The sequence below is a fragment of the Sporosarcina sp. So3-204 genome (assembly GCF_058068165.1).
Genome location: NZ_CM176485.1, coordinates 3,673,345 through 3,695,287 on the forward strand (window position 1 = coordinate 3,673,345; position 21,943 = coordinate 3,695,287).

General features: G+C 38.9%; 22 protein-coding genes. 2 read left to right on the forward strand and 20 right to left on the reverse strand.

Annotated features, from left to right (window positions below):
• Positions 1-4: 4 nt before the first annotated feature.
• The 7 genes from AC3RV6_RS18190 to AC3RV6_RS18220 form a co-directional block, all read right to left on the reverse strand.
• Positions 5-424: a pyridoxamine 5'-phosphate oxidase family protein gene (locus tag AC3RV6_RS18190; protein ID WP_489747364.1), complete on the reverse strand. Its 420-nt coding sequence runs from the start codon at positions 422-424 to the stop codon at positions 5-7.
• Positions 425-1,004: 580 nt separating this feature from the next.
• Complete coding sequence (locus AC3RV6_RS18195) at positions 1,005-1,937, reverse strand: DUF2705 family protein (RefSeq protein ID WP_489747365.1); 933 nt, start codon at positions 1,935-1,937, stop codon at positions 1,005-1,007.
• Complete coding sequence (locus AC3RV6_RS18200; protein ID WP_489747366.1) at positions 1,915-2,838, reverse strand: ABC transporter ATP-binding protein; 924 nt, start codon at positions 2,836-2,838, stop codon at positions 1,915-1,917. The genes AC3RV6_RS18195 and AC3RV6_RS18200 overlap by 23 nt, the downstream gene beginning before the upstream one ends.
• A gap of 1 nt (position 2,839) precedes the next feature.
• Positions 2,840-3,538 carry an ABC transporter ATP-binding protein gene (locus AC3RV6_RS18205; RefSeq protein ID WP_489747367.1) on the reverse strand — a complete coding sequence of 233 codons (699 nt, stop codon included), beginning with the start codon at positions 3,536-3,538 and terminating at the stop codon, positions 2,840-2,842.
• A complete protein-coding gene (locus AC3RV6_RS18210) occupies positions 3,531-3,899 on the reverse strand; it encodes a GntR family transcriptional regulator (RefSeq protein ID WP_489747368.1) in 369 nt (122 codons plus the stop codon). Before AC3RV6_RS18210 ends, AC3RV6_RS18205 begins: the two co-directional genes overlap by 8 nt.
• A 2-nt stretch (positions 3,900-3,901) precedes the next feature.
• The gene (locus AC3RV6_RS18215) at positions 3,902-4,711 is read right to left on the reverse strand and encodes a hypothetical protein (protein ID WP_489747369.1); all 810 of its coding nucleotides are present in this window, start codon (positions 4,709-4,711) and stop codon (positions 3,902-3,904) included.
• 1 nt (position 4,712) lies between these two features.
• A complete protein-coding gene (locus AC3RV6_RS18220; protein ID WP_489747370.1) occupies positions 4,713-5,501 on the reverse strand; it encodes a hypothetical protein in 789 nt (262 codons plus the stop codon).
• A 197-nt stretch (positions 5,502-5,698) separates the two neighbouring features.
• On the opposite strand from AC3RV6_RS18220, the gene AC3RV6_RS18225 reads away from it, so the two are divergent.
• A complete protein-coding gene (locus tag AC3RV6_RS18225; protein ID WP_489747371.1) occupies positions 5,699-6,292 on the forward strand; it encodes a dienelactone hydrolase family protein in 594 nt (197 codons plus the stop codon).
• Between the two features lie 197 nt (positions 6,293-6,489).
• On the opposite strand, the gene AC3RV6_RS18230 is transcribed toward AC3RV6_RS18225, so the two are convergent.
• The 10 genes from AC3RV6_RS18230 to AC3RV6_RS18275 all read right to left on the reverse strand — a co-directional run bounded on the left by AC3RV6_RS18230 (position 6,490) and on the right by AC3RV6_RS18275 (position 16,719).
• Positions 6,490-7,197 (reverse strand): ZIP family metal transporter, encoded by a 708-nt coding sequence (locus AC3RV6_RS18230; protein WP_489747372.1) that lies wholly within the window; start codon positions 7,195-7,197, stop codon positions 6,490-6,492.
• A gap of 128 nt (positions 7,198-7,325) precedes the next feature.
• Positions 7,326-7,802, reverse strand: a complete 477-nt coding sequence (locus AC3RV6_RS18235) for an acyl-CoA thioesterase (RefSeq protein WP_489747373.1) — start codon at positions 7,800-7,802, stop codon at positions 7,326-7,328.
• Positions 7,803-7,903: 101 nt separating this feature from the next.
• Positions 7,904-8,821: a C40 family peptidase gene (locus AC3RV6_RS18240; protein ID WP_489747374.1), complete on the reverse strand. Its 918-nt coding sequence runs from the start codon at positions 8,819-8,821 to the stop codon at positions 7,904-7,906.
• Positions 8,818-9,885 carry a dipeptide epimerase gene (locus tag AC3RV6_RS18245; RefSeq protein ID WP_489749306.1) on the reverse strand — a complete coding sequence of 356 codons (1,068 nt, stop codon included), beginning with the start codon at positions 9,883-9,885 and terminating at the stop codon, positions 8,818-8,820. The genes AC3RV6_RS18240 and AC3RV6_RS18245 overlap by 4 nt, the downstream gene beginning before the upstream one ends.
• Before the next feature lie 41 nt (positions 9,886-9,926).
• On the reverse strand, positions 9,927-10,850 hold the full coding sequence (locus AC3RV6_RS18250; RefSeq protein WP_489747375.1) for a S66 peptidase family protein: 924 nt from the start codon (positions 10,848-10,850) through the stop codon (positions 9,927-9,929).
• Between the two features lie 249 nt (positions 10,851-11,099).
• A complete protein-coding gene (gene opp4A, locus AC3RV6_RS18255) occupies positions 11,100-12,857 on the reverse strand; it encodes an oligopeptide ABC transporter substrate-binding protein (RefSeq protein ID WP_489747376.1) in 1,758 nt (585 codons plus the stop codon).
• Positions 12,858-12,876: 19 nt separating this feature from the next.
• Positions 12,877-13,785 carry an ABC transporter permease gene (locus AC3RV6_RS18260; protein ID WP_489747377.1) on the reverse strand — a complete coding sequence of 303 codons (909 nt, stop codon included), beginning with the start codon at positions 13,783-13,785 and terminating at the stop codon, positions 12,877-12,879.
• A gap of 9 nt (positions 13,786-13,794) precedes the next feature.
• On the reverse strand, positions 13,795-14,763 hold the full coding sequence (gene opp4B / locus AC3RV6_RS18265; protein ID WP_489747378.1) for an oligopeptide ABC transporter permease: 969 nt from the start codon (positions 14,761-14,763) through the stop codon (positions 13,795-13,797).
• A 26-nt stretch (positions 14,764-14,789) separates the two neighbouring features.
• Positions 14,790-15,716 (reverse strand): ABC transporter ATP-binding protein, encoded by a 927-nt coding sequence (locus AC3RV6_RS18270; protein WP_489747379.1) that lies wholly within the window; start codon positions 15,714-15,716, stop codon positions 14,790-14,792.
• Positions 15,717-15,726: 10 nt separating this feature from the next.
• A complete protein-coding gene (locus AC3RV6_RS18275) occupies positions 15,727-16,719 on the reverse strand; it encodes an ABC transporter ATP-binding protein (protein WP_489747380.1) in 993 nt (330 codons plus the stop codon).
• A gap of 548 nt (positions 16,720-17,267) precedes the next feature.
• Between AC3RV6_RS18275 and AC3RV6_RS18280 the strand changes: the two genes are divergently transcribed.
• The gene (locus tag AC3RV6_RS18280) at positions 17,268-17,828 is read left to right on the forward strand and encodes a hypothetical protein (protein WP_489747381.1); all 561 of its coding nucleotides are present in this window, start codon (positions 17,268-17,270) and stop codon (positions 17,826-17,828) included.
• Positions 17,829-17,892: 64 nt separating this feature from the next.
• Here AC3RV6_RS18280 and opp4C read toward each other — a convergent pair whose 3' ends face one another.
• From opp4C to opp4A (AC3RV6_RS18295), 3 genes are all read right to left on the reverse strand, one after another.
• Positions 17,893-18,810, reverse strand: a complete 918-nt coding sequence (gene opp4C / locus AC3RV6_RS18285; RefSeq protein ID WP_489747382.1) for an oligopeptide ABC transporter permease — start codon at positions 18,808-18,810, stop codon at positions 17,893-17,895.
• 12 nt (positions 18,811-18,822) lie between these two features.
• A complete protein-coding gene (gene opp4B, locus AC3RV6_RS18290; protein WP_489747383.1) occupies positions 18,823-19,788 on the reverse strand; it encodes an oligopeptide ABC transporter permease in 966 nt (321 codons plus the stop codon).
• Between the two features lie 395 nt (positions 19,789-20,183).
• Positions 20,184-21,929 (reverse strand): oligopeptide ABC transporter substrate-binding protein, encoded by a 1,746-nt coding sequence (gene opp4A / locus AC3RV6_RS18295; RefSeq protein WP_489747384.1) that lies wholly within the window; start codon positions 21,927-21,929, stop codon positions 20,184-20,186.
• Positions 21,930-21,943: the final 14 nt, after the last annotated feature.

Below are 21,943 nucleotides of genomic sequence, written 5' to 3' on the forward strand. Positions count from 1 at the left end.
TTTCTTAAAACGTAATAATTTCTGGTGCTTCGCCTTTTTTATTCATAACTCTAATTTGCGATGGGGTAATTTTCAATATGATAAGGTCGGGATCATTTGGCCCTTTAAAGAAGGATTTCGTCACCTTATCCATCACTTTCTCCTTCAATGACTGTTCATCTGATTCTTCAACTGTTCCTTCAATCTCAAGGTAAGCATCCCCAAAGCCTTTTCCATCATAGCCAATCAAAATATGTGTGTTCGGATTTTCCTGGATTTCATCTACTTTATGAGATTCTGCATCTGTCGCAGTGTACAGTATAAATTCATCGTTAAGAAATGTCATATAACGCGAATGCGGTTTATTCCCGCGTACTGTAGCCATTGTTCCTACAAAGTCATTTTTCAAAATCTTAAGTGCTGTTTCTTTTGCTGTTTTCGCCATTTAAATTAACTCCCTTTTTGGTAATACTTTAATCATTCCACTACTATGGTTTGATTAAACATTTCCCACCGTTAATTTTTTTGACATAGTTGTCGCGCAGTAAACTTTGATTACATTGCCCACCACTTCGATAGGTGCTATACTAAGTTTAGAATTTATCAATTTATGTAATGAATTGATCGGAAAAAAGGAGTGAAATGCTTATGTGGTTCTTGTATATTATGTTCGCACTATTTGCATTCGTCATCGTTGGCACAACTGCTGGCCTTGTTCGTACGTTTAGCAGTAACAAATAAAAAAACACCAAGCAGATGGCTTATCTGCTTGGTGTTTTTTTATTTGTTAGGGATATCGACGTATGGGTGAGTGATATCGCCGCTCCCTTTACGTTTATCCGACACTTAACGGGATATATCCGCGCTCCCAGCACTTATATCCGACACATAACATGATATATCCACGCTCAGCGCACTTATATCCGACACTCCACACATTATATCCGTAAATCGGGACTTCCCCCCCATAAAAAAAACTCCTCCGCAGCAACATCCGCGGAGGAACCTTCTCTAAAACACCACTACTAAGCTGTTATATCTCTTTTAATAAAAGTTGTGTAACTAATCACTAAGAAAACAACGAAATAACACACAATGACGGCAATCGAAAATGGCATCGTATTAGTTTCCAGTATTTTAAAGCCCATTTCATATTGCGCCAAATCATGTGCAAATAAAATATACTTCGCAACAGCGTACTCCTGAAGGAACATTACAATTAGCGTTCCTGTGAAGTATAAGAATAGCGATACGCCAATTGCAAGTGCAGATGATTTAAAAACCGTACCAATCATGAATGCCAATGTCGCCATGACAGCAACAAAAACAAATGTAAGAAGCATCAATTGAACAGATTTACCAAATACAGACGTAATGGCTATTTCTGATGAATTTAATAAAATCGAATTCCCTTCTGCTGCTGGGTAGAATATATATGCACTTACCACGCTAAATAAATAGGTAATCGCGGTTAACGTCAAACCAAATAATAAGACTGTCACATATTTGGAAGTGAGTATTTTCCAACGTTTAACCGGACGGGATAATAGCATTTTGATCGTTCCTTGTGAAAACTCTGATGCAACAATTCCCGCCGACGCTATAATCGTTAGCAGCAACACAAGCGACATCATACCGTATGTGTCTACTATCACTTTCTCACGGCTTACCGGTATGCTCTGTTCGATGCTAATTAAAATTTCTTGCTGAATATCTTCCTGCCTCTGAATCAAATCAACTTTTTTATCTTCAGTTAAATCAGGCGTACTAAGTTCAGCTTCTATCTGGGTCTTCTCTTCTTCCAACGTTGTTGTCCAAGCTGTATTATCATTCTGAACATCCATGTATCGACTAAGTCCTGACAACCCAATAATCAAAACTGCTAGCAAGATAACCATGGCCCAAGTTCCTTTTTTACTCCACAATTTCATCCATTCATTTTGTATGAGCTTCAGCAATTTGGCCACCTCCTGTCATTTCTAGGAATTGATCTTCAAGAGTTTTACGATGTGGTTGAACAGCGAAAACTTGAAGCTGCTGCGCCGCAAACTGTTCAATCAATGCAGGTATCTGCTCTTTTTCCGCTTTAATAATAAAACCTTCATCATGAGCCTCCACAGCAAATCCATTTGCAATAACTAGCTGTTCAGCCAAATCAGCCGGCGCCGCTTCAATATAATAATGAGATTCTTTTACTATTTTCGTATCTTCTAAATCAATTAATTTCCCATTTTGAATGATTGCAATCCGGTCACACATAAGCTCTATCTCCGACAACATATGACTTGAAACGAATACAGAAACGCCTTCTTTTTCGGCAATACTCCGTAAATACATACGAAACTCCCTGATACCTGCTGGGTCCAATCCATTCGTCGGTTCATCAAGAATTAAAAACTTTGGACGATGCAATAAAGCTTGTGCGAGACCAAGGCGTTGACGCATTCCGAGTGAATAAGTCGAGACCTTTTCTTTAATTCGATTTCCCATTCCTACTTGTGCAATCACTTCATCAATACGTTCTTTCGTCACACCTTCATGCATCCGCGCAAAATGGACAAGATTTTTATACCCTGACATATACTTATACATTTCGGGATTTTCCACGATGACTCCGACTTTAGAAAGTCCCCCCTCAAAATCATCAGAAAGCGACTTGCCTTCAATCAATACATCGCCACTTGTAGGCGTCATAAGCCCAACCATCATGCGAATTGTTGTTGTTTTCCCAGCCCCATTTGGCCCTAGAAATCCGGTAATCTGTCCCGGATACAATGATAAATTCAAGTTATCAATAATCTTTTTACGTCCAATCGTTTTCGATAAATTCTTTAATTCCACTACTGGTTTAATATCCATATTACTGCTCCTCTCTAAACAACGACACCATCCAACTCGTCGCATCTTTCCCGTGCATATCACGAATCACATCTACCGCTTCTTGCGCAATAATTCGTCCACCTCTTAGTACTACGATTTCATCTAGCAAAGGTTCCACTTCTTTTAATTCGTGCGTTGACATCAAAACCGTTTGCCTTTCCGTATCTGTATACCGGATTAACCCTTTTGCGATATCATCTCTTACCATTGGATCCAATCCTGAGAACGGTTCATCCAACAAATAATAATGCGCCTCGCGTCCAAGTGTCACAGCAATCTTTACCCGTCCACGATTCCCTTTAGACAAGTTTTTTATTTTTTCATCAAGTGAAATGTTCAAAAATTGCGCAATTTCCTTCGCCTTAATCAAATCAAAGTCCTCAAACTGTGAATCATAGAAATTAAATAACTGCTCCACAGTGAAATACGGATAGAACAAATCGGCATCTGGCATGTACGCAATATCCGTCGCCACTCTACGCGTAATTGGACGCCCACTAAATGTCGCAGTTCCCTTATCAGGTGTAAGTAATCCCGCAATTAATTTCAAGAGTGTCGTCTTCCCACTACCATTTTCCCCGACCAAACCAATAATCTTCCCCTGCGGTATTGTCAACGTCAAATCATCAAGTGCTCGTCGTCCACCATACTTTTTTGATATATTTTTCAGCTCAATCATTTGCTCCACCCCGTCCCTGTAAATAATCCACCATTTCAGAAGTCGTAAAGCCAAGTGCCTCCACATTTTGAATAAAAGACGTAACAAGCTGCTCTTTCATTTCATTCCGAAGTTTAGAAATCTTTCTAATATCTTCAGTCACGAAAGATCCCTGCCCCCTTTTCGTCTCCGTAATCTCCATCTGCTCCAGCTCCTTATAGACGCGCTGCATCGTATTTGCATTGACACCTGCTTCAACGGCATAATCTCGGACAGACGGTAGCTTCTCACCTGGACTTAACGTGCCGCGTATAATATTCCCTGTAATTCTTTCGATGAGCTGCTGGTAAATTGGCTTATCTGGTAAAAAATCAATGCCCATCGCTAAAACCTCACTTTCTTCTCAAATAACGTAGAACCTACTATGAATAAGATTGCTGTAATTCCGCCGTATAATAAAAGACCACCAACCGAAAAAACAACACCGTCTGGAACAATTATTGAAATCAAATTATGATTTGTTTCATCATAAAATTTAGTGTCTGTAAATCGTACGGGACCAAATGTTTTAATTGTATCGAAAATGCTAGGAAAGCTTATTTTCTCCAACAAGTACGTACATCCAAAGAAAATCATAATGACAATAACTACAGAGACGCTTCCAATCCGAGAACGCAACACTTGATAGATTGACCAGAAGATAAAGCCAATTCCCATGATGTAGATTGAAAGTAAAAATGTCGCAACCAAAATACTTAAAGGAACGAGCACATCATCTGTTAATAAAGGCATTGATTTCACATTATTAAGGGTTAAAGACATGGCCAACATGATGCTCCCGACTATTAATAACACGCTTGTAATAAATGCCGCAAACATCGCTTTGACACCTACTAGTTGAAATATTGGTTTCGGTGAATGCAACCAAATAGTTGGATGTCTCATTTCATATCTAAGACTTGTAAACAATAACTTTAAGCCGATAAACATATGTGCAATCAACCAAAGTCCCACAAGAGCATGCATTCCGTCAGAAACATCTGCTGGAATATAAAAGATCTTGTTAATAATTGTAGGTAACCCCAACCCGATCACCAGGTTTAGAATAAGCAAAGTGATTACTTCAGCTTTAGAAATCATCCATTCTTTTAGGAATAAACCTTTCCAACTTCCTTTTTTATGAATCGAGTTCATGTCATAACCTCACTTTCTTCTCGAACAAAGCAGAAGACACTACAAACAAAACGCCTATAAATAACAAACTTATAAAGATATCTCCTATATAAACGACAGGTTCAGTTGGTCCTAAAAAGAAACCTTCTCTTTCAATATAAAACGCTTCTTTTGATAAATCTCCTATTGGACCGAATGAAACTATCTTCTGATAGAAAGGTAACTCCTCTACTAGCTGGTACACCCATGACATCAAACCAAAAAATAGGATTGTAATTGGCATTGCAAAACCTTTTACGAAAGGTTTGATTAATTGATTAAACACCCCTAAAAATAAACCTACGCTCATAATCATGATTGAAACTGTGTAAAATGAGGAACTAAGAATTACTATAAAAGTTGTTAGATCTATAGATGTTAACTCAACAAAAGGTGAACCCATAATCCCTACATAAATTAAAAATAGCATAGTTGGTACAAACATAATCACCGCACCCAGAACCGCAGCAAAAACTGCCTTTGCACCAAACAGTTTATAAGCAGAACTTGTTGAATGAAGCCATACATCCGAACGCTTCCATTCTTTCCACAAACTATTTAGTAATAATGCGACAGGTAAAAACAAACTTATGATTATATATAGGACAATTGCGACTCCAGCTATAGGTAAAGGATTAATCGTATTTCCAGCTAACAAAGACAATACGAGTGTTGCGGCACCTATTAGAACAATCGTCATAATTACTGTCCCGTATATCCACTCCCGCATAAGTGACCACTCTTTTTTCAATAAACCATTCCACTGTTTCAATGGTGTTCCCCCTCCGTACTGGCGTATTAGTTACATAGTACACTATATACGAGTTGGATGTAAAGTGATTACACAAAAAACTTATTTTAATCAAAAAAAGACTGTAGAATATCTACAATCCTTCGTTTATTGCATTTAATTATGGACTTCCCTTCCAATAGCAATTATTCTAAGTGGAGTAACGGAGGTCGATTTACATGATTTATTTAAAAAACAACAATGATAAAGTAATTATTGTTGTTCATGAAATTTACGGTATCAACCAGCATATAACTGGGGTTTGTAATGCATTATCGGATTTAAGTTTTGATGTTTTTTGTCCAAATCTAATCACTCAAAAAACGCCATATCCTTACAACCTGGATGACGTTGCTTATCATAATTTTGTGGAGAATATCGGCTTCATAAATGCTGCCAAAAAAGTGTTGGACTTGGTAGTAGACTTAAAAAAGCGCTACAACAAAGTATTTATAGTCGGATTTAGTGTAGGTGCTACAGTTGCTTGGCTTTGCAGTGAAGAAAAAATGGTGAATGGAATAGTAGGCTTTTATGGCTCAAGGATTAGGGACTATACAAAAATTGAACCTCAATGTCCATCACTTTTAATATTCCCACAACAAGAAAAGTCTTTTAATGTTGATAAATTAATCTCAGAGCTTGCGCCAAATAATATTGAAATATGTAAACTTAATGGACAACACGGATTTAGTGACCCATTCTCCAAAGATTATATTAAAATTTCTGCGGAAAAAGCATTTAGATCAATGAATAATTTTTTACTAAAGCATTAACAATATATTGTTTCAATCAAACCTCAATAATCTCCCGCATATCGCAATTTTTAACAATGTTCCATGTGTAACACTATCATTTCGTCTAATCCGCGTTTCTTTTCCTTTCAAAAAGTCCGACAAATCTTAATCGATATAAATAACGCGATATAAAACAGGGTTGATTCTAATTAAATCAATGGTAGTTCTCCAGCTAATCATATATAAATCATATAACCTCCCAACAACAAAAAAGTTATCACTGCAACGACAACACTATAAATGTTTGAAGAATGCCGAATTGATTCTGGTAAAATTTCTTTAATCGTTACCATATAAATCGTCCCGACAATCAAACTCATTAAAAATGACCAGATAAAATCATTGTTCAAATGAATCGCCTCGCCGATAAGTGCACCAATCGCTACGGGAGCAGAGACAATAAATGAAATAAGTAGCATCGTAATAATACTGGAACCTACAAAAAAAAGTGGTGCAAAAAGTATCATGCCTTCAGGGATATTATGTAGAATAATTGCTTTTAATAACGATCCCCCCACATCCGATTGCTCCATCGTACCAATGACCACACCCATAGGGAAATTGTGAAACGAAAGAATAATGGCCAAAAAGAATACGGATTTCTGTGGTTTTTTTTCATCCATAGTATTATGATGAATTCCCGCATGTATAAACTTAAAGAGTACGACTCCTAAAATAAATCCAATAAAAAAAATGGTCCAGTTACCCATTTCGATGGCCTCGGGTGCTATTTCGAAACTAATTAAGCCTAAAATTAAGCCAGTACAGACTGCATAGATTGTCCCTATACTTCTACTAAAACCGTTTATAAAGTAAGCGATAATCCCACCGATACTTAAACCAACAAAAGTTGCTAAAAATCCAATTAACCATGCATGCGTCATAGAAACCCATCCCTCTGGACTTTCATGTTTCTATTTATATATGGTTGCTGCAGGGGGTTTATGATTGAACAAAAGAATTCACTTTTTTCAATAAAAAAGTCCACAATTAAATGCGGACTTCCCAGACTTTAGATTTTCATATCATTTCGTTGTTTGCGATGTGCTAAACGTGCCGGACCTGACTCGAAAATACACTTTTCCGCATCAGTTTCTGGATAAACAGCTGGAACAGCCGTCGGTTTATTCACATCATTCATCGCCACCATCGTCACGAACGATTTTGTCGTCAACCTTGTTTTACCTGTTAGTAAATCTGTTGAATGTACAACAATATATATTTCCATCGACGTACGTCCAGTTGAACTGACGACCGCTTCCAATTCAAGTACATCACCCAAAAAGGCTGGTGAAAGAAAATCTACTGAGTCAATTGACGCCGTCACGACAGCTTTATTACTATGCTTCATCGCTGCAATTGCTGCAATCTCATCTATATAAGCGAGCACTTTCCCCCCGAAAATAGTTTGTAAATGATTTGTATCTGGCGGTAATACCAGTTTTGACTGGATTGTGCGTGATTTACTCATTGGTACTGCTTCTATCATCTAAAAAGCCCCTTTTCAAAATAAAACGTTAGGACAAGTATACCTATTTTGAGGGCATGATAACAGTCACAGCATCTTTAATTTAATTAAAATATGATGCCTCACTTTTCTACCTCGCCGTAACGTCTAACTCCATAAAGTTCACGTTCATATTTCGATCCTTTTAATTTTAACAGCTCAACAGATCGGCCCGTATACGGCGAATGAAGCATCATTCCATTTCCAAAATAAAACCCAACATGATGGATTAAACCACATCCTTCTTCATAGGCAAAAAACAACAAATCACCTTTTGCCCAAGATTCCATGTCACCAACAGCAATTCCCTTCCCACCAAGCGCCTGGTCACTTGCGTCACGCGGAATGAAATAGCCGCAAGCCTTCAGCATATTGTACGTAAAACCCGAACAATCAAAGCCGTAAGAAGACATGCCGGCCCATAAATATGGGAGATTAAGAAAACTAAGTCCCTTTTCCACTACATCCGACATCGGCCTTTTATCGAATTGGAAAATGGACGGCGCACACGACACGTCATTTTTTAAAATGAGCGCACCCCCATCAGGCGTACAAACTTTCAAGCACTCACCTGATTCTTCTGTATACGGTAAAATTGAATTAAAAGGAATGACAATTGAAGGCGTACCATCCAACTTCCACAACTGCGCTTTAGTCGCTATTACTTTAGCAAATCCTTCGGCACTTATTGGCTCCGCCTTCTTCAACTGAACAAGTGGCACCCAGCCTGGATAACCTCGTTCATCCTTTCTACTCGACTGCCAGACCGCGATTACTTTCGCCCAAACACCTATAACTTCTTCCACGATAACCGGCTCACCATATAAAAGTTGCGTTTGAATACGATTGCTATCACAAAGATCCAATCGTGATTCATATGATAATTGTTCAAGCCACTTCATCAATCGAACAGGATTTATTGCCGCTCCCCGGTCGATATCGCGTACACTATCTGGCGAAGTCCAAACCGTAGCAACTGACACCGCACAATACCACGTCATTTGCTCACCCACTTTTGTTCACAATCCAACCCCAACCCTGGTTTTCCAGGAAGATAAATCAATCTTCCGTCGTAAACAATGCCGCCTGAAACAATATCTTCCTGAAGCATAAGCGGTGCATCGAAATCAAATCGCGTTACATTCGGCTGACTCGCAGCAAAATGAGCAGCTGCCGTAATGCCAAGCTTTGTCTCAATCATGCTGCCCACCATACATTCTACGCCGTATGATTGTGCGAGCGTATTAATTTTCAACGCCTCATGAATTCCACCTGATTTCATCAATTTAATATTAATTAAATCAGCGGATCGGTTTTGTAAAATTAACAAAGCATCCCTAGCAGAAAAAACACTTTCATCCGCCATAATCGGTGTAAGTGTATTGTCTGTTACATATTTTAAGCCGTTAATATCAGCTGCCCGGACCGGTTGTTCAATCAATTCAATCCCTAACCCCGCGTCTTCCATAAGTCCAATTGCACGAACAGCTTCTTTCGCTTTCCAACCTTGATTCGCATCCAATCGAATTTTCGGCTCCATACCAATCCTTTTTCTAATAGCCTTGATACGGGCTATGTCTTCATCAATCGAACCAATGCCAACCTTCACTTTAAGCACGTTAAATCCATTTACAAGATATGTCGCTGCGTCGGATGCCATTTCACTTGGTTCATTCACACTTACTGTGAAGTCAGTCTCCAGTTCACTTCGATAACCACCAAGAAACTCAAAAATTGGTAGTTCTGCTCGTTGCCCTATCAAATCGTAAATTGCCATATCAATTGCTGCTTTCGCACTTGTATTGCCCGCAATTGATTCATTTAATTTCTTAAATAACCTTTCACGATTTCTAATGTCCAGTCCGATGAGTTGGGGGGCAATGACTCCTTTTATCGCATAAAGAATGCTCCCTGTCGAATCTCCCGTAATAACATGTGTCGGTACAGCCTCTCCGCGCCCAACACACCCATCTTCACAAGTAATCCCTATATAGACGACATTTGCGGTATGAACCGTCCTAAGCGCCGTCTTAAATGGCTTTAATAGCGGAATAGCAACAGTCATCGTTTCAATTGAACGAATCAACGTCAACAACTTTCCTCCTCTTATTCAACTCCTGGTAAAATCGTAAGCGTACGATTATCCCCGTCAAGTTTCGCTCCAACGCCAAGCGGCACAGCAAAATGTGGTTCACAATGACCGATTTTAAAACCTTTCACGACAGGTTTACCGAGATTTCCTAAGTAATGATGTAGTACCTCATTCAATGTTAAAGATTCATCTGGTTTCTTCGGCTCCGCCTTCGCAAAATCACCCACAACTATACCCGCTACATCTTTAAATTTCCCCGCCATCCGAAGTTGGTTCAACATGCTATCCACACGATATGGCTCTTCACCAACATCTTCTATTAATAACAACTTACCCTTCGTATCAATTTCAAACTTCGTACCAATACCACTCACTAGAAGTGATAAATTTCCACCAACAAGCTCTCCTTGTCCAACACCGCCTGCAATTGTTTCAAGCGGTGATATTGCATCTGTATAATGAAGTTCCATCGGCTCGAACAACTGCTGGAACATCTTCGAAGAAAGCTCATGAAACGTCTCTTTACCTACACAAGACGCCAGCATCGGCCCATGAAATGTAACTATATTCGAATAAAGGCCAATTGCCGTGTGCAAAAATGTAATATCGCTAAAGCCCCAAAATATTTTCGGACGCTCCTTCATTAATTGCAAATCAATCTGATCCGTAAACCGCGCAGACCCATATCCGCCGCCTGCACAAATAATGCCCTTCACTTCTGGATCTGCGAACATATCATGTAAATCCTGTAACCGTTCAGCATCCGTACCTGCCAAATAACCATCTTTCGTTTGCACATACTTACCAAACTTCCACTTCAAGCCAAGCCCTTCAAGAAACGCAAGAGATTTCGTTAAACTCTCCTGATTTGGAGGACTAGATGGTGCAATAATCCCAATCGTATCCCCTATTTGCAATCGTTGTGGTCTAATTTTCAAAACAAACGTCTCCCTTTTCATAAAAAGTAATCTACTATATATGTTAGCTTTTAATTTGAGTGAAAAGCATCCGCCTAAGCGTTACTTCGAAAGTACCGAAGCCCTATCCGAAACGGAAATCAACACTTAGTAAAATTCTTTATTTCAACTTATTTATTATCTCTAATCTACCATACTTATGAACTTCAACCATGCACATATACATCAATCACAAAAACCGTCACCCAATTAAGGACAACGGTTTGATGATTACTTTTTCGTAACACCCACTTCATATAACGACAATTCAGACGAAGGATCAATCGAGTAATTTGTCACACGTTTATGCACAGCCGTTATTCCGTAACGATAAACAGTTGGTGCAATCGGAACATCTTCAACCATAAGCGCCTGCCATTCATTATAAATCTGCTTTCGATAAGCAGAATCAAACGCCTTTTCAGATGTCCCCGCTGCAAGAAGCTCATCATTTTTAGCGCTCACATAACGAGAATAATTGTACAACGCAGTTCGACCGTAAAGTCCCCCTGGATCAGGATCACTCCCAGTACTCCAAGCTGCTTGATATACATCGACCCTGGAGCTATCTGACTCAATCATTTTGTAAAATGAATTAAACTCATGTAAGCGGCCATCTAAAAATTGAACGTTCAGCCCAACGTCGCCCCAATTTTGCATATAATACCTAGCAATTGGTTCAGATGTTTCATCGCTTTCCATTGAAGCAAAGTTCAACACAAACTCATTGCCATCTGGATCTTCACGAAATCCGTCGTTATTAATATCAATATACCCGGCTTCATCTAGAAGTGCTTTCGCTTTTTCCGGATCATAAGAACGTCCTTTATTCGATGTATCATGAAATTGTTCAAAAGTTGGCGGTATTAGAGTCGTTGCTGGGAATCGTAAACCGTGATAAACATCTCTACCAACTGCAATATTATCCATTGCATGCCACATCGCTTGGCGTACCAGTTTATTCGCCAATTTAGCTTCTGGATCCATGACATTTTCTTTCTTCGTTTCATCCCATTTGCCGAGTTTAAAGCCAATATATGTGTAAGCTGGATCTACTTTAGCTAGTAATTCTATATTGCCTATCTCCTTGGCATTCTCATACTGATCGGGTGGTATGGACGCGATATCAATTTCACCTTTTTTCAGCGCACCTAAAATTGATTCAGGTGTAATGACTTTCAAAATCACCGTTTGGAGATTCGGCTTCCCTCGCCAATATTCGTTATACCTTTCATACTTGACCGATTCACCAGGTACGATTTTCGCCACTTTATAAGGACCGAAGCCAATTGGTTTTGTACGAATTTTATCTGATACTAAAATATCTTTAATAGTCACTTCGCCTGTCGTTACATCACCCACATGATGTCTAGGCACAGGCGCAGTCCAAATACCTGACATGTAAGAAGGGGTTGCCTCAACATACGTAATCTCGATTGTTCGATCATCTTCAGAAACCGTAATTCCCGAAATTGTTTCTGCTTTACCTTCGTTGTAATCAACCATGCCCGCTACATTTGAAATGGTGAACGTATAACGTGTCCCTTCGTAATCAGGATGACCAAGCAACTCATAAGCGTAAAGAAGATCAGACGCTTTTACCCGTTCCCCATCATGCCACTTCACATCGTCCTTAATTGTAAGCGTAATAGTCTTATTGTCCTCTGACATTTTATAATTTGCAGCACCGTCATTAGTAATGAGGTAATTCCCATCAATAGCTAACAGACTTTCATCAAAAAAGCCCATGACTTCAGCATCTGGTGCACCTGAATAAAAAACTTTGTTTAGCGTCCCTTCAAACGGACCTTTAGAAACAAGTCCATAAACGAGTTCACCATTTTCAAGTATTTCATCTTTATTCTGCACATCAAGCTTGAAAACAGCTACAGACTCGCCGCCATTTTTAACTTTCTCCATAGAGACAGCCAGTAAAACACAACTCAATAGCAATAGGCTAGCGAGAAGCAAAATTCGCTTCTTTGCCAATTAGGTTACCTCCCTTACATCAAACTAATCTTTGCCTCGCATCAGATGCGCGTTTTATCGCTTGTCCGATGAAATTTATACAAAGCATTAAGATTAATATGAGCAGTGATGCAGGTAACCATACCCACCACTTATTTTGAATTACATCAGGGTTTTTCGCATAACTAATTAATGTCCCAAGTGACGGCGTGCTTTCCGGCAATCCAAATCCTAAGTATGTCAAACCCGTTTCTATACCAATATTACTGGCAAGCGTAAGTGTCATATTGACAATAACGAGAGAGCTTAAATTTGGAAAAACTTCAAAAAGCATGATTTTCCAATGAGGCGTACCTAATGTCTTAGAAGCATTTACATAATCAAGTTCCCTCTCTGCCAGCGTTCTCGAGCGAATTAACCTTGCTTTCCCAAACCAAAGAAGAATACTCATAATGCCTATAAACGACCACACATTAAACTTTGGAACAACAACTACAAAAACAATAATCATCATCGTTACAGGAAGAATCATAAAAAAGTCAAGACAGCGCATAATTACAAAATCTATCCGACCACCAAAATAACCAGCAATCAAACCAATCATTAAACCTAAAAAGCCTGCAAAAATCGTAATCATAATACCAATGGTAATTGAATTTCTCGCGCCTATTATCAGTTGCCCAAACACATCACGTCCACCGTAATCAGTACCAAGCCAATGTTCAAAGGAAGGTGCGCTATAAATTTTCGAGAAATTAATACGGATAATTTGTGATTGATCAAGAAAAGCTGGTATAAAATAAGCGAATACTAATATGGAAGTAAATATAATAAGCGCAAGCTTCGCCAATTTATCATGCTGTATCTCACGCCAAATCGTTTTAGAAAGCGACACCTCCATTTCAATTTGATTCACATCATCAGGCTTGTTCACCCCATTCACCTCCATTCACATCTATTAGTCAATTCGAATGCGGGGATCAATCATACTTAAAATAATATCCGACAACATCGTACCCACAATAACTGCAGCACCCGAAATCATAACAAGCGCCGAAACAACAGTAAAATCCCTACTCGAAATTGATTGCATAAAAAGCTGACCTAGCCCTGGATAACTAAAAATCGTTTCAATAAAAATTGAACCTCCAATTAACCCTGTAATTTCAAGCCCTAAAAACGCAGCAATCGGTAACAAAGAATTTCTCAATATATGCCGTGTGTACACTTTACCTTCTGGCACACCTTTAGCTCGTGCCGTCTTTACAAAATCTTTTCCCTTCACATCAATAATTTCGTTGCGTAAATACTGAATCGTACCAGCAGTCGCTAAAACTGCACCTGACAAAGTAGGCAATACAAGATGTCGCGCCTTGCTCACCACGTATTCCCATGTGCCAGTCTCCACACTTATATCTATACTTCCACCGCTCGGAAACCAACCTAGAACAAAACTAAAAACAAACAACATGATGATCGCAAAAATAAAACCTGGAGTCGCAATCGCCAAATAATTATAGCCAACTATCGACTTATCCGCCCATGACTCAGTCCATCGCCCCGCAATAATACCAAGCGGCAGCGCTATTAAATAACTCACAATGAACGTAAATAATCCTAATAATAAAGTGTTACTTAACTTTCCAGCTAAAATGGATGTCACGGGTTGTTGATGAATAAAAGACATCCCCATATCGCCTTGAACAAAACCTATTATCCAACGCCCGTATTGAACAAACAATGGATCATTTAAGCCGTAACTTTCTCGAATTTTTTCAGCTTGCTCGGGCGTTGCATCTGGATTCCCCATAAAAGCACCAGTCACCGCATCACCCGGCATCGCTTTCGCAAGAAAAAAAATGACGATACTCAAAAGAAGTAATTGTGGAATCATAACTAAAACGCGCCGTACTATGAAAAGTAACAAACTTCCCTCCCCCTCACTTTCTGAATTTACTGCAGCGCAACAGAATGCGTGTCAGAGACTTTCTTTAAATCAAATAGTCTTCCATTTTCATCAAAGTACTGCTCATAATTGTTTTGATATTCTTCTTCAACTGCTTGACGTAAATTCGCTTTTTCAAGTCTTTTCTTCGGATTAATTTCAGGTATCGCAGAAATGAGTCGCTTCGTATAAAGATGCTGCGGACGACTGTAAATATCATCAGCCAACCCTTCTTCCACTAATCGCCCACGATACATAATGCCAATTCGATCACATAAATGCTTAATAACACCGAGGTCATGACTAATAAATAAATACGAAAGATTATATTCCTTTTGAATATCTTGCATGAAATTTAACACTTGGGCTTGTACAGATACATCAAGTGCTGAAACAGGCTCGTCCGCAATAATTAACTTCGGTTTTAACGTTAGTGCTCGTGCAATGCCAATCCGCTGACGCTGTCCACCAGAAAATTGATGTGGATAACGATAAATTGCTTCCGGGTTTAGGCCTACTCGCTCAATTAAAGCTTGTACCCTCGCTTTTTCTTCACCCGGCGACATACGCTCAAAATTTCGCAGTGGTTCCGCAACGATATCAAGCACTCTTTTTCGTACATTTAATGATGAATAAGGATCTTGGAAAATCATTTGTATATCCCGCATCTGTTGCCGTTTTGATTTTCCACGAAGTTTCGCTAGATTTTTACCTTCAAATAAAATTTCACCAGACGTTTTTTTATTTAATCCAATAATGGCTCGTCCCGTCGTCGTTTTACCACAGCCAGACTCGCCAACAAGTCCATACGTCTCGCCTCGCTGAATCTCGAAGCTCACGCCATCGATTGCACGAACATCGTTCACAACACCTTGTAAAAATCCCCCATGAATTGGAAAATGTACTTTAAGATTAGTCACATTAAGTAAAGGCATTGTGGTCCTCCTATTCATTCTTCTTGAAATGAAAGTGTTTATAGCATGTACACCTAACAAAATGATTCGGCGCCACTTCATGTAAAGTCGGTGTTTGTTCATGTTGATTCGCTGAAATCCACGGAATCCTCGGTGCAAAACGACATCCATTACGATCCAGTTCCTGAATCGGAGGTACTGTTCCCTCAATCACGTGAAGTCTCCCCTTGTCCGGCATATTTGCTGGAATGGAATTAAAAAGTGAACGAGTATAGGGATGCGTTGGATTAGCAAATATTTTATTCACCTCGGCTAGTTCAACGATTTCCCCGGCATACATAACCGCAACACGGTCCGCCATCTCTGCTACAACACCGAGGTCATGTGTAATCAGAAGAATACCGGTCAGCATTTCAGATTGTAACTTTTTCAGCAAGCCCATAATTTGCGCTTGAATCGTTACATCCAATGCAGTCGTCGGTTCATCTGCAATAAGAAGAACCGGATCACAAGCAAGCGCAATCGCAATAACAACTCGTTGCCTCATGCCACCAGATAATTCGTGAGGATACTGCGAATAAATGCGCGCTTCATTTTTAATCCCAACTCGTTGCAGCAACATCAGTGTCCGTTCTTTTCTATCTGTTGCTGAAATTTTCATATGATATTTCATCGATTCTTCAATTTGTGAACCAATCGTAGAAAGTGGGTTTAGCGCGGTCATCGGATCTTGGAATATCATCCCGATGTCAGATCCGCGTATTTTGTTCAATCTTCTACGTGACAATTCCAGTAGGTTTTCCCTTTGAAAATAGACTTGTCCTTCTAATTCAGTGAACCCTTCTTCATGTAATCCCATAATAGATAAAGCAAGCGCACTTTTTCCACAACCCGATTCCCCTACGATGGCGAGCACTTCATTCTCATGGATTTGCAAAGTGACATCATCAACCGCTGCATAGTATTCACCTTTAATCCGAAACGATGTGCGGAGGTTCTCAATGTCCAGTAATATATTCCCCATTAAAAGCCCTCCTTTTGAATCAATATACTCTCCCACTTCATTATTGATGACAAAATAGTTATTTTTGTTAGTATTATGCGGAATCAAACCATTCAACCATGGAAGTTTATTTTTTTTGTTTGGAACGACACTTGATGGTGTGAGCGTAAAGTCCTGATTTGCCGATATATGTGTTGTGAGCGCGGATATATCACTCAAACTGTCGGATATAAGTGTTGCGAGCGCAGATATATCACTCAAACTGTCGGATATAAGCGCGGTGAACGCAGATATAATAAATTATCAACTTTCATTAACTATGTTAGCTGCTAAGCGATTTCCGGGTATGTGCTAAGTCCTGATTTGCCGATATATGTGTTGTGAGCGTCGATATATCTAGCAAACTGTCCGATATCCATCCCGCAAACGTCGATATAACATCGTAAATGTCCGATATAAACACTACGTGCGCCGATATCGCACACACCTCACACAGATGAAATATCTTCCAATACAATGTAGTATAGTAGTATAAGAATAAATTGCTCTTTCACAAGGAGGGTTATAGATTGAATGACTTTGTTGATCAGAATAAAGTGCTAAATATCGCCATTGCAGTTATTTTAGCGATTTTAGCATTTATCGTACCTGCAGCGATTATCTTCCCCGCTAAGAGTAGTTTTATTACAACACAAGCACAGGAAATCGGAACATCCCAGTGGGCACTTTTAACAGGCGGAATTGGGATTCTTGCACTTGCAATCATTTTCGTCGTATTTGGGGTTGTAGAAAAAAGGGTTAAAAAATTATTATATACGCTCATACTTGGAGTTATCGCATTCATTGGAATTTCTTTATCAATCAAAGATTATTACTACTTAACACCAGATTATTTTGCCTTGAATGAACCTTTTGCATACGAAACTCAAATCTATGAGTGGGATGATTTTGAAAGTGTTGAAGAAGTAATTACAAAAGTGGATGGTACAACTGCCGTGGGAAAAGTAGTTCTTCGCATGAATGACGGCAAGCATTTCACCTACGAGGGCGGCGCAATGATGCGCATGTATTCAACGATTATAACGAAGATAGAAGACGTGGGCGGAGAGCATATTAGAACGAAGCCTTAATCCTTCACCGATAAACGAACAAAAACGGTCACGCAATAAAATGCGTGACCGTTTTCTATATTTATTATCTTGATGACTTCGGATTCATTGCGTCTTTCAAACCTTCACCAATAAAGTTTATCGATAAAATCGTAAATGTAATTGCGAGTGCTGGTGGCATCCACATCCAAGGTTTCCCTTGTAGCACATCCGGTTCATTCGCGAATGCGAGCATATTCCCCCAAGATGGGATCTTTTGCGGTACACCAAATCCTAAGTAACTAAGCCCAGATTCTGCAATAATTAAACCTGCGAAAAGGAGTGTTGCTTGGACAATAATTGTCGACATTACATTTGGTAGTAAATGCTTGATAATTACTTTTGCTGGAGAACAACCAATTGAAATTGCTGCTAGAATATATTCATTCTCTTTCTCTGCAAGTATTTTACTACGAACAATACGTGCAACACCGCCCCAACTTAAGAATCCAATCACACCAATTAATACCCAAAGTCCGTTCACTTTACCATGTAAAATCGTATTCAAAACAATAACAAATACGAGAAATGGAAAATTTAATACGAAGTCAGTAAATCGCATAAGCAGACTATCTACACGGCCTCCAAAAAAACCTGCGATTGAACCTACGATTGTACCCAATACAATAACAATTAGTGTTGAACTGACTCCGACTAGAAGTGAAACTCTTCCTCCGTATAGAAGCCTAGTTAATACATCCCGTCCACTTTTATCAGTCCCAAGAATATGCTCATTGTTAGGAGGTATATTCATTTTTGAAATATTAACTTTCTCGATATCTGGAATTGGCGATATATATGGTGCCAGAAAAGGAGCTAATACAGAAAGGATGATGACGATTGCTAAAAATACTGAACTAATCATCGCTAACTTATTCTTCAAAAACTTCTTCCGAGCCATTCCCCACGGCGACAAACCTTTAGCAGGGGGTCTTGGTTCCGTTGATGTTGTACTTGTTGTCATTTCCTTTCCCTCCTATCCTAAACGAATTCGTGGGTCGACCACACCATATAGAATGTCTGCCAGTAAATTACCAAAGAGCACAAGGAATGATAACATCATCGTAATCGCCATCATAGTTGGAATATCACGACTCGTCACCGAATCAAGGAACAATAAACCAATTCCAGGATAAGTAAAAATCTTCTCGGTAATAACGGCTCCACTTAACAATGCTGCAATATCAAATCCAAGAAACGTAATAAGTGGAATAATTGAGTTACGTAATATATGCACATTGTAAATTCTAGCCATCGGTGTTCCTTTTGCTCTAGCCGTTCTAACGAAATCTCTACGTGAGTTTTCAATTAAGTCATTACGTAAAAACTGAGTGTATTGTGCTGTAGCAAATATTCCTAAAACAACAGCTGGTAAGAAAACATGATGGAGTCTACTCAGCCAATAATCTAATGTCCCAGCTGTAGATTGTATATCTACTGAACCCGCGAATGGGAACCAGTTTAATCCAAATGCAAAGAAATAAATCGCGAATACACCTGCAACGAATGAAGGAATCGCAAGACCTGCATAGTTAAAAGTAGCAATCAAGTTATCACCTATTGTGTATGGTTTCCTGCCTGCATACATGCCCATTAAAAATGCAAGAATATAAGTAATTACCATAGATGTTAACGCTAAAAATAATGTATTTGGTATCTTTTGTAGAATGAGGTCCGACACTGGAATTTTATAACGTGTGGATTTCCCAAAATCACCTTGTACAAAGTCTCCAATCCATCTACCATACTGGATGTAAACCGGATCATAATAACCCGTTTTTTGTCTCATTTCTTCAATGTATTCTGGATTTGTGTTATTTGGATCTATTTCTCCTGTAAAAGAATCCCCTGGCATCGCTTTCGCAAGCATGAATACAACTATGGAGATTAGAAATAACATAGGGATCATCCCTAATAAACGACGAATTATTAGTTTTAGCATAAGGTACTCTCCTTAACTGTGTCCTACTCTACGTTGTTACTCTTAAACACGGTAAGACTTATTTTATGAGGTTACTCGTCAATCAATTTCATAATAGGATTTTATTGCTACATCGACACAACATATAGTTGAGTTGAACCGTTCTCAAACAATATGTTGTGTCGTTGTAGCATGTTAAGGTAATTATGAAATTGACTCAGGTAAGTAGATATTCAACTATGTAACAGCATGTAAACCACTTTAGTTATCTATGCTATTGGCATTAAAATTTCTTCGAGCCACTCATGCCTATTCAAAATAAAATACGCAAATATGTCTTACCGTATATAAGAGCCTTACAAGTAAATATCAGTAGTAGACGAACGAATTCGTCCACCACCGACATCATTTATTTCTTATTTTGCTTCTTTTAAATACCATTTTGAAGAACTATTTTTACCAGCAACGTTTCTTTCAAATCCGCCAACATTTTCATTTACGCCATCAATTTCTTCAAGCTCAGCAATGAAAAGCATTGGTAGATCTTCGTTGATTAGCTGCTGCCATTCAACATAAACTTCTTTACGCTTCTCGTTATCAGTTCCTACAACTTCAATGTCCAATGCCTTTTCAAGAAGTTCATCAGACTTAGGGTTGTTATAACGTGGGTAGTTCCATAGAACGTCTGACTTCCAAAGACCTGATGGATCTGGGTCAGAACTAGTTCCCCATCCTCCAAAGAATGTTTCGATACTTGGATCATCTTTTTCAATCATGTCATAATATAGTGTTACTTCAGTCATGTCGACTTTCGCTTTCAAGCCAACTTCTTCCCAATATTGAGCAATTGCTTGTGAGCGTGCTTCAAATGTTGGGTTACCTGTTGCATAATGTGCGAAGCTAATAACAAACTCTTCACCATTTGGATCTTCACGGAATCCGTCATCGTTAGTATCAACATATCCCGCTTCATCAAGAAGTGCCATTGCTTTTTCAGGATCATACGCATATTCGTTCAAATCGCTATCGTCAGCAGAAATCCAGTGTGCTGATGGAACTGGCTTATTAACCGGCTTACCGTAACCGAAGAAGAATGCGTCAATCCACTCTTGACGATTAAGTGCATACATCATTGCATGACGTAAGTTTTTGTCTTGATACTTTTCTTTTTCTTCAACAATTTCAAGTTTGTCGTTATCAAATTTACCTAATTTAAAGCCTACATAATAATATGCAAGACCTGGAGCAGTAACAATTTCTACGTTTTCTAACTTTTCTACTTCAGGAGCAGAAACAGGTTGTACTTCAATCATGTGAATATCTTCGTTTTGAAGTGCGCCCACTGTAGATGCATTGTCAATAACACGAACAATAATCTTATCTAGGTTTACTTCACCGTTCCAGTAATCATCATGACGTTCAAGCTCATACGACTCACCTGGTACAATATTTGCTACTTTAAATGGACCCGTACCAATTGGCTTAGAACGAACTACATCAGACTCAGCCATATCAGCAACTGCAATTCCCTCATATGCTTTTTCTGGTAGTGGATATGCCCATACGTTTAACAAGTTGTTAACACGTGCCTTATCAAAAGTAACTTTAATTTCATAATCACTTACAACTTCAAGACCTGAGATGCTATCCGCAGTTCCTTCACGGTACTCTTTCGCACCTTCTATTGTTTCTACGTTTGTGAATCTAGCACCTTCGTAGTCTTTATTAGCAATTGTTTCAAGTGCGAATACCCAGTCATTAACTGTTAATTCTTCACCGTTATGCCATTTTACGCCTTCTTCAAACTTGAACGTGTAATGCTGGCTATCTTCAGTTTCCCAAGAAGCCAAGTTTGGTTGAATTTCTAAATTTTCATCGTATGTGAATAGTGCTTCATCGATAAATTCAAGAATTTGAAAGTCTGTTTGAATATTGTAAAACGCTGAGCTGAATGCGCCTTCAGGTTCAGCATCAATTCCGTAAACAAGCGTACCACCTTTTTGTGGTTCACCGTCTGTTGCTTCGCTATCTGTTGAATCAGTATCTTCTTCTTTAGGCTTATCTTCTTCTTTTGCACCTTCATCGTCTTTGTTACAAGCTGCTAAAAATACTGAAAGTACAAGTATCATTGAAAACAGCCAAAATAAGGATTTCTTCTTCATTCTTTTACCCCCCA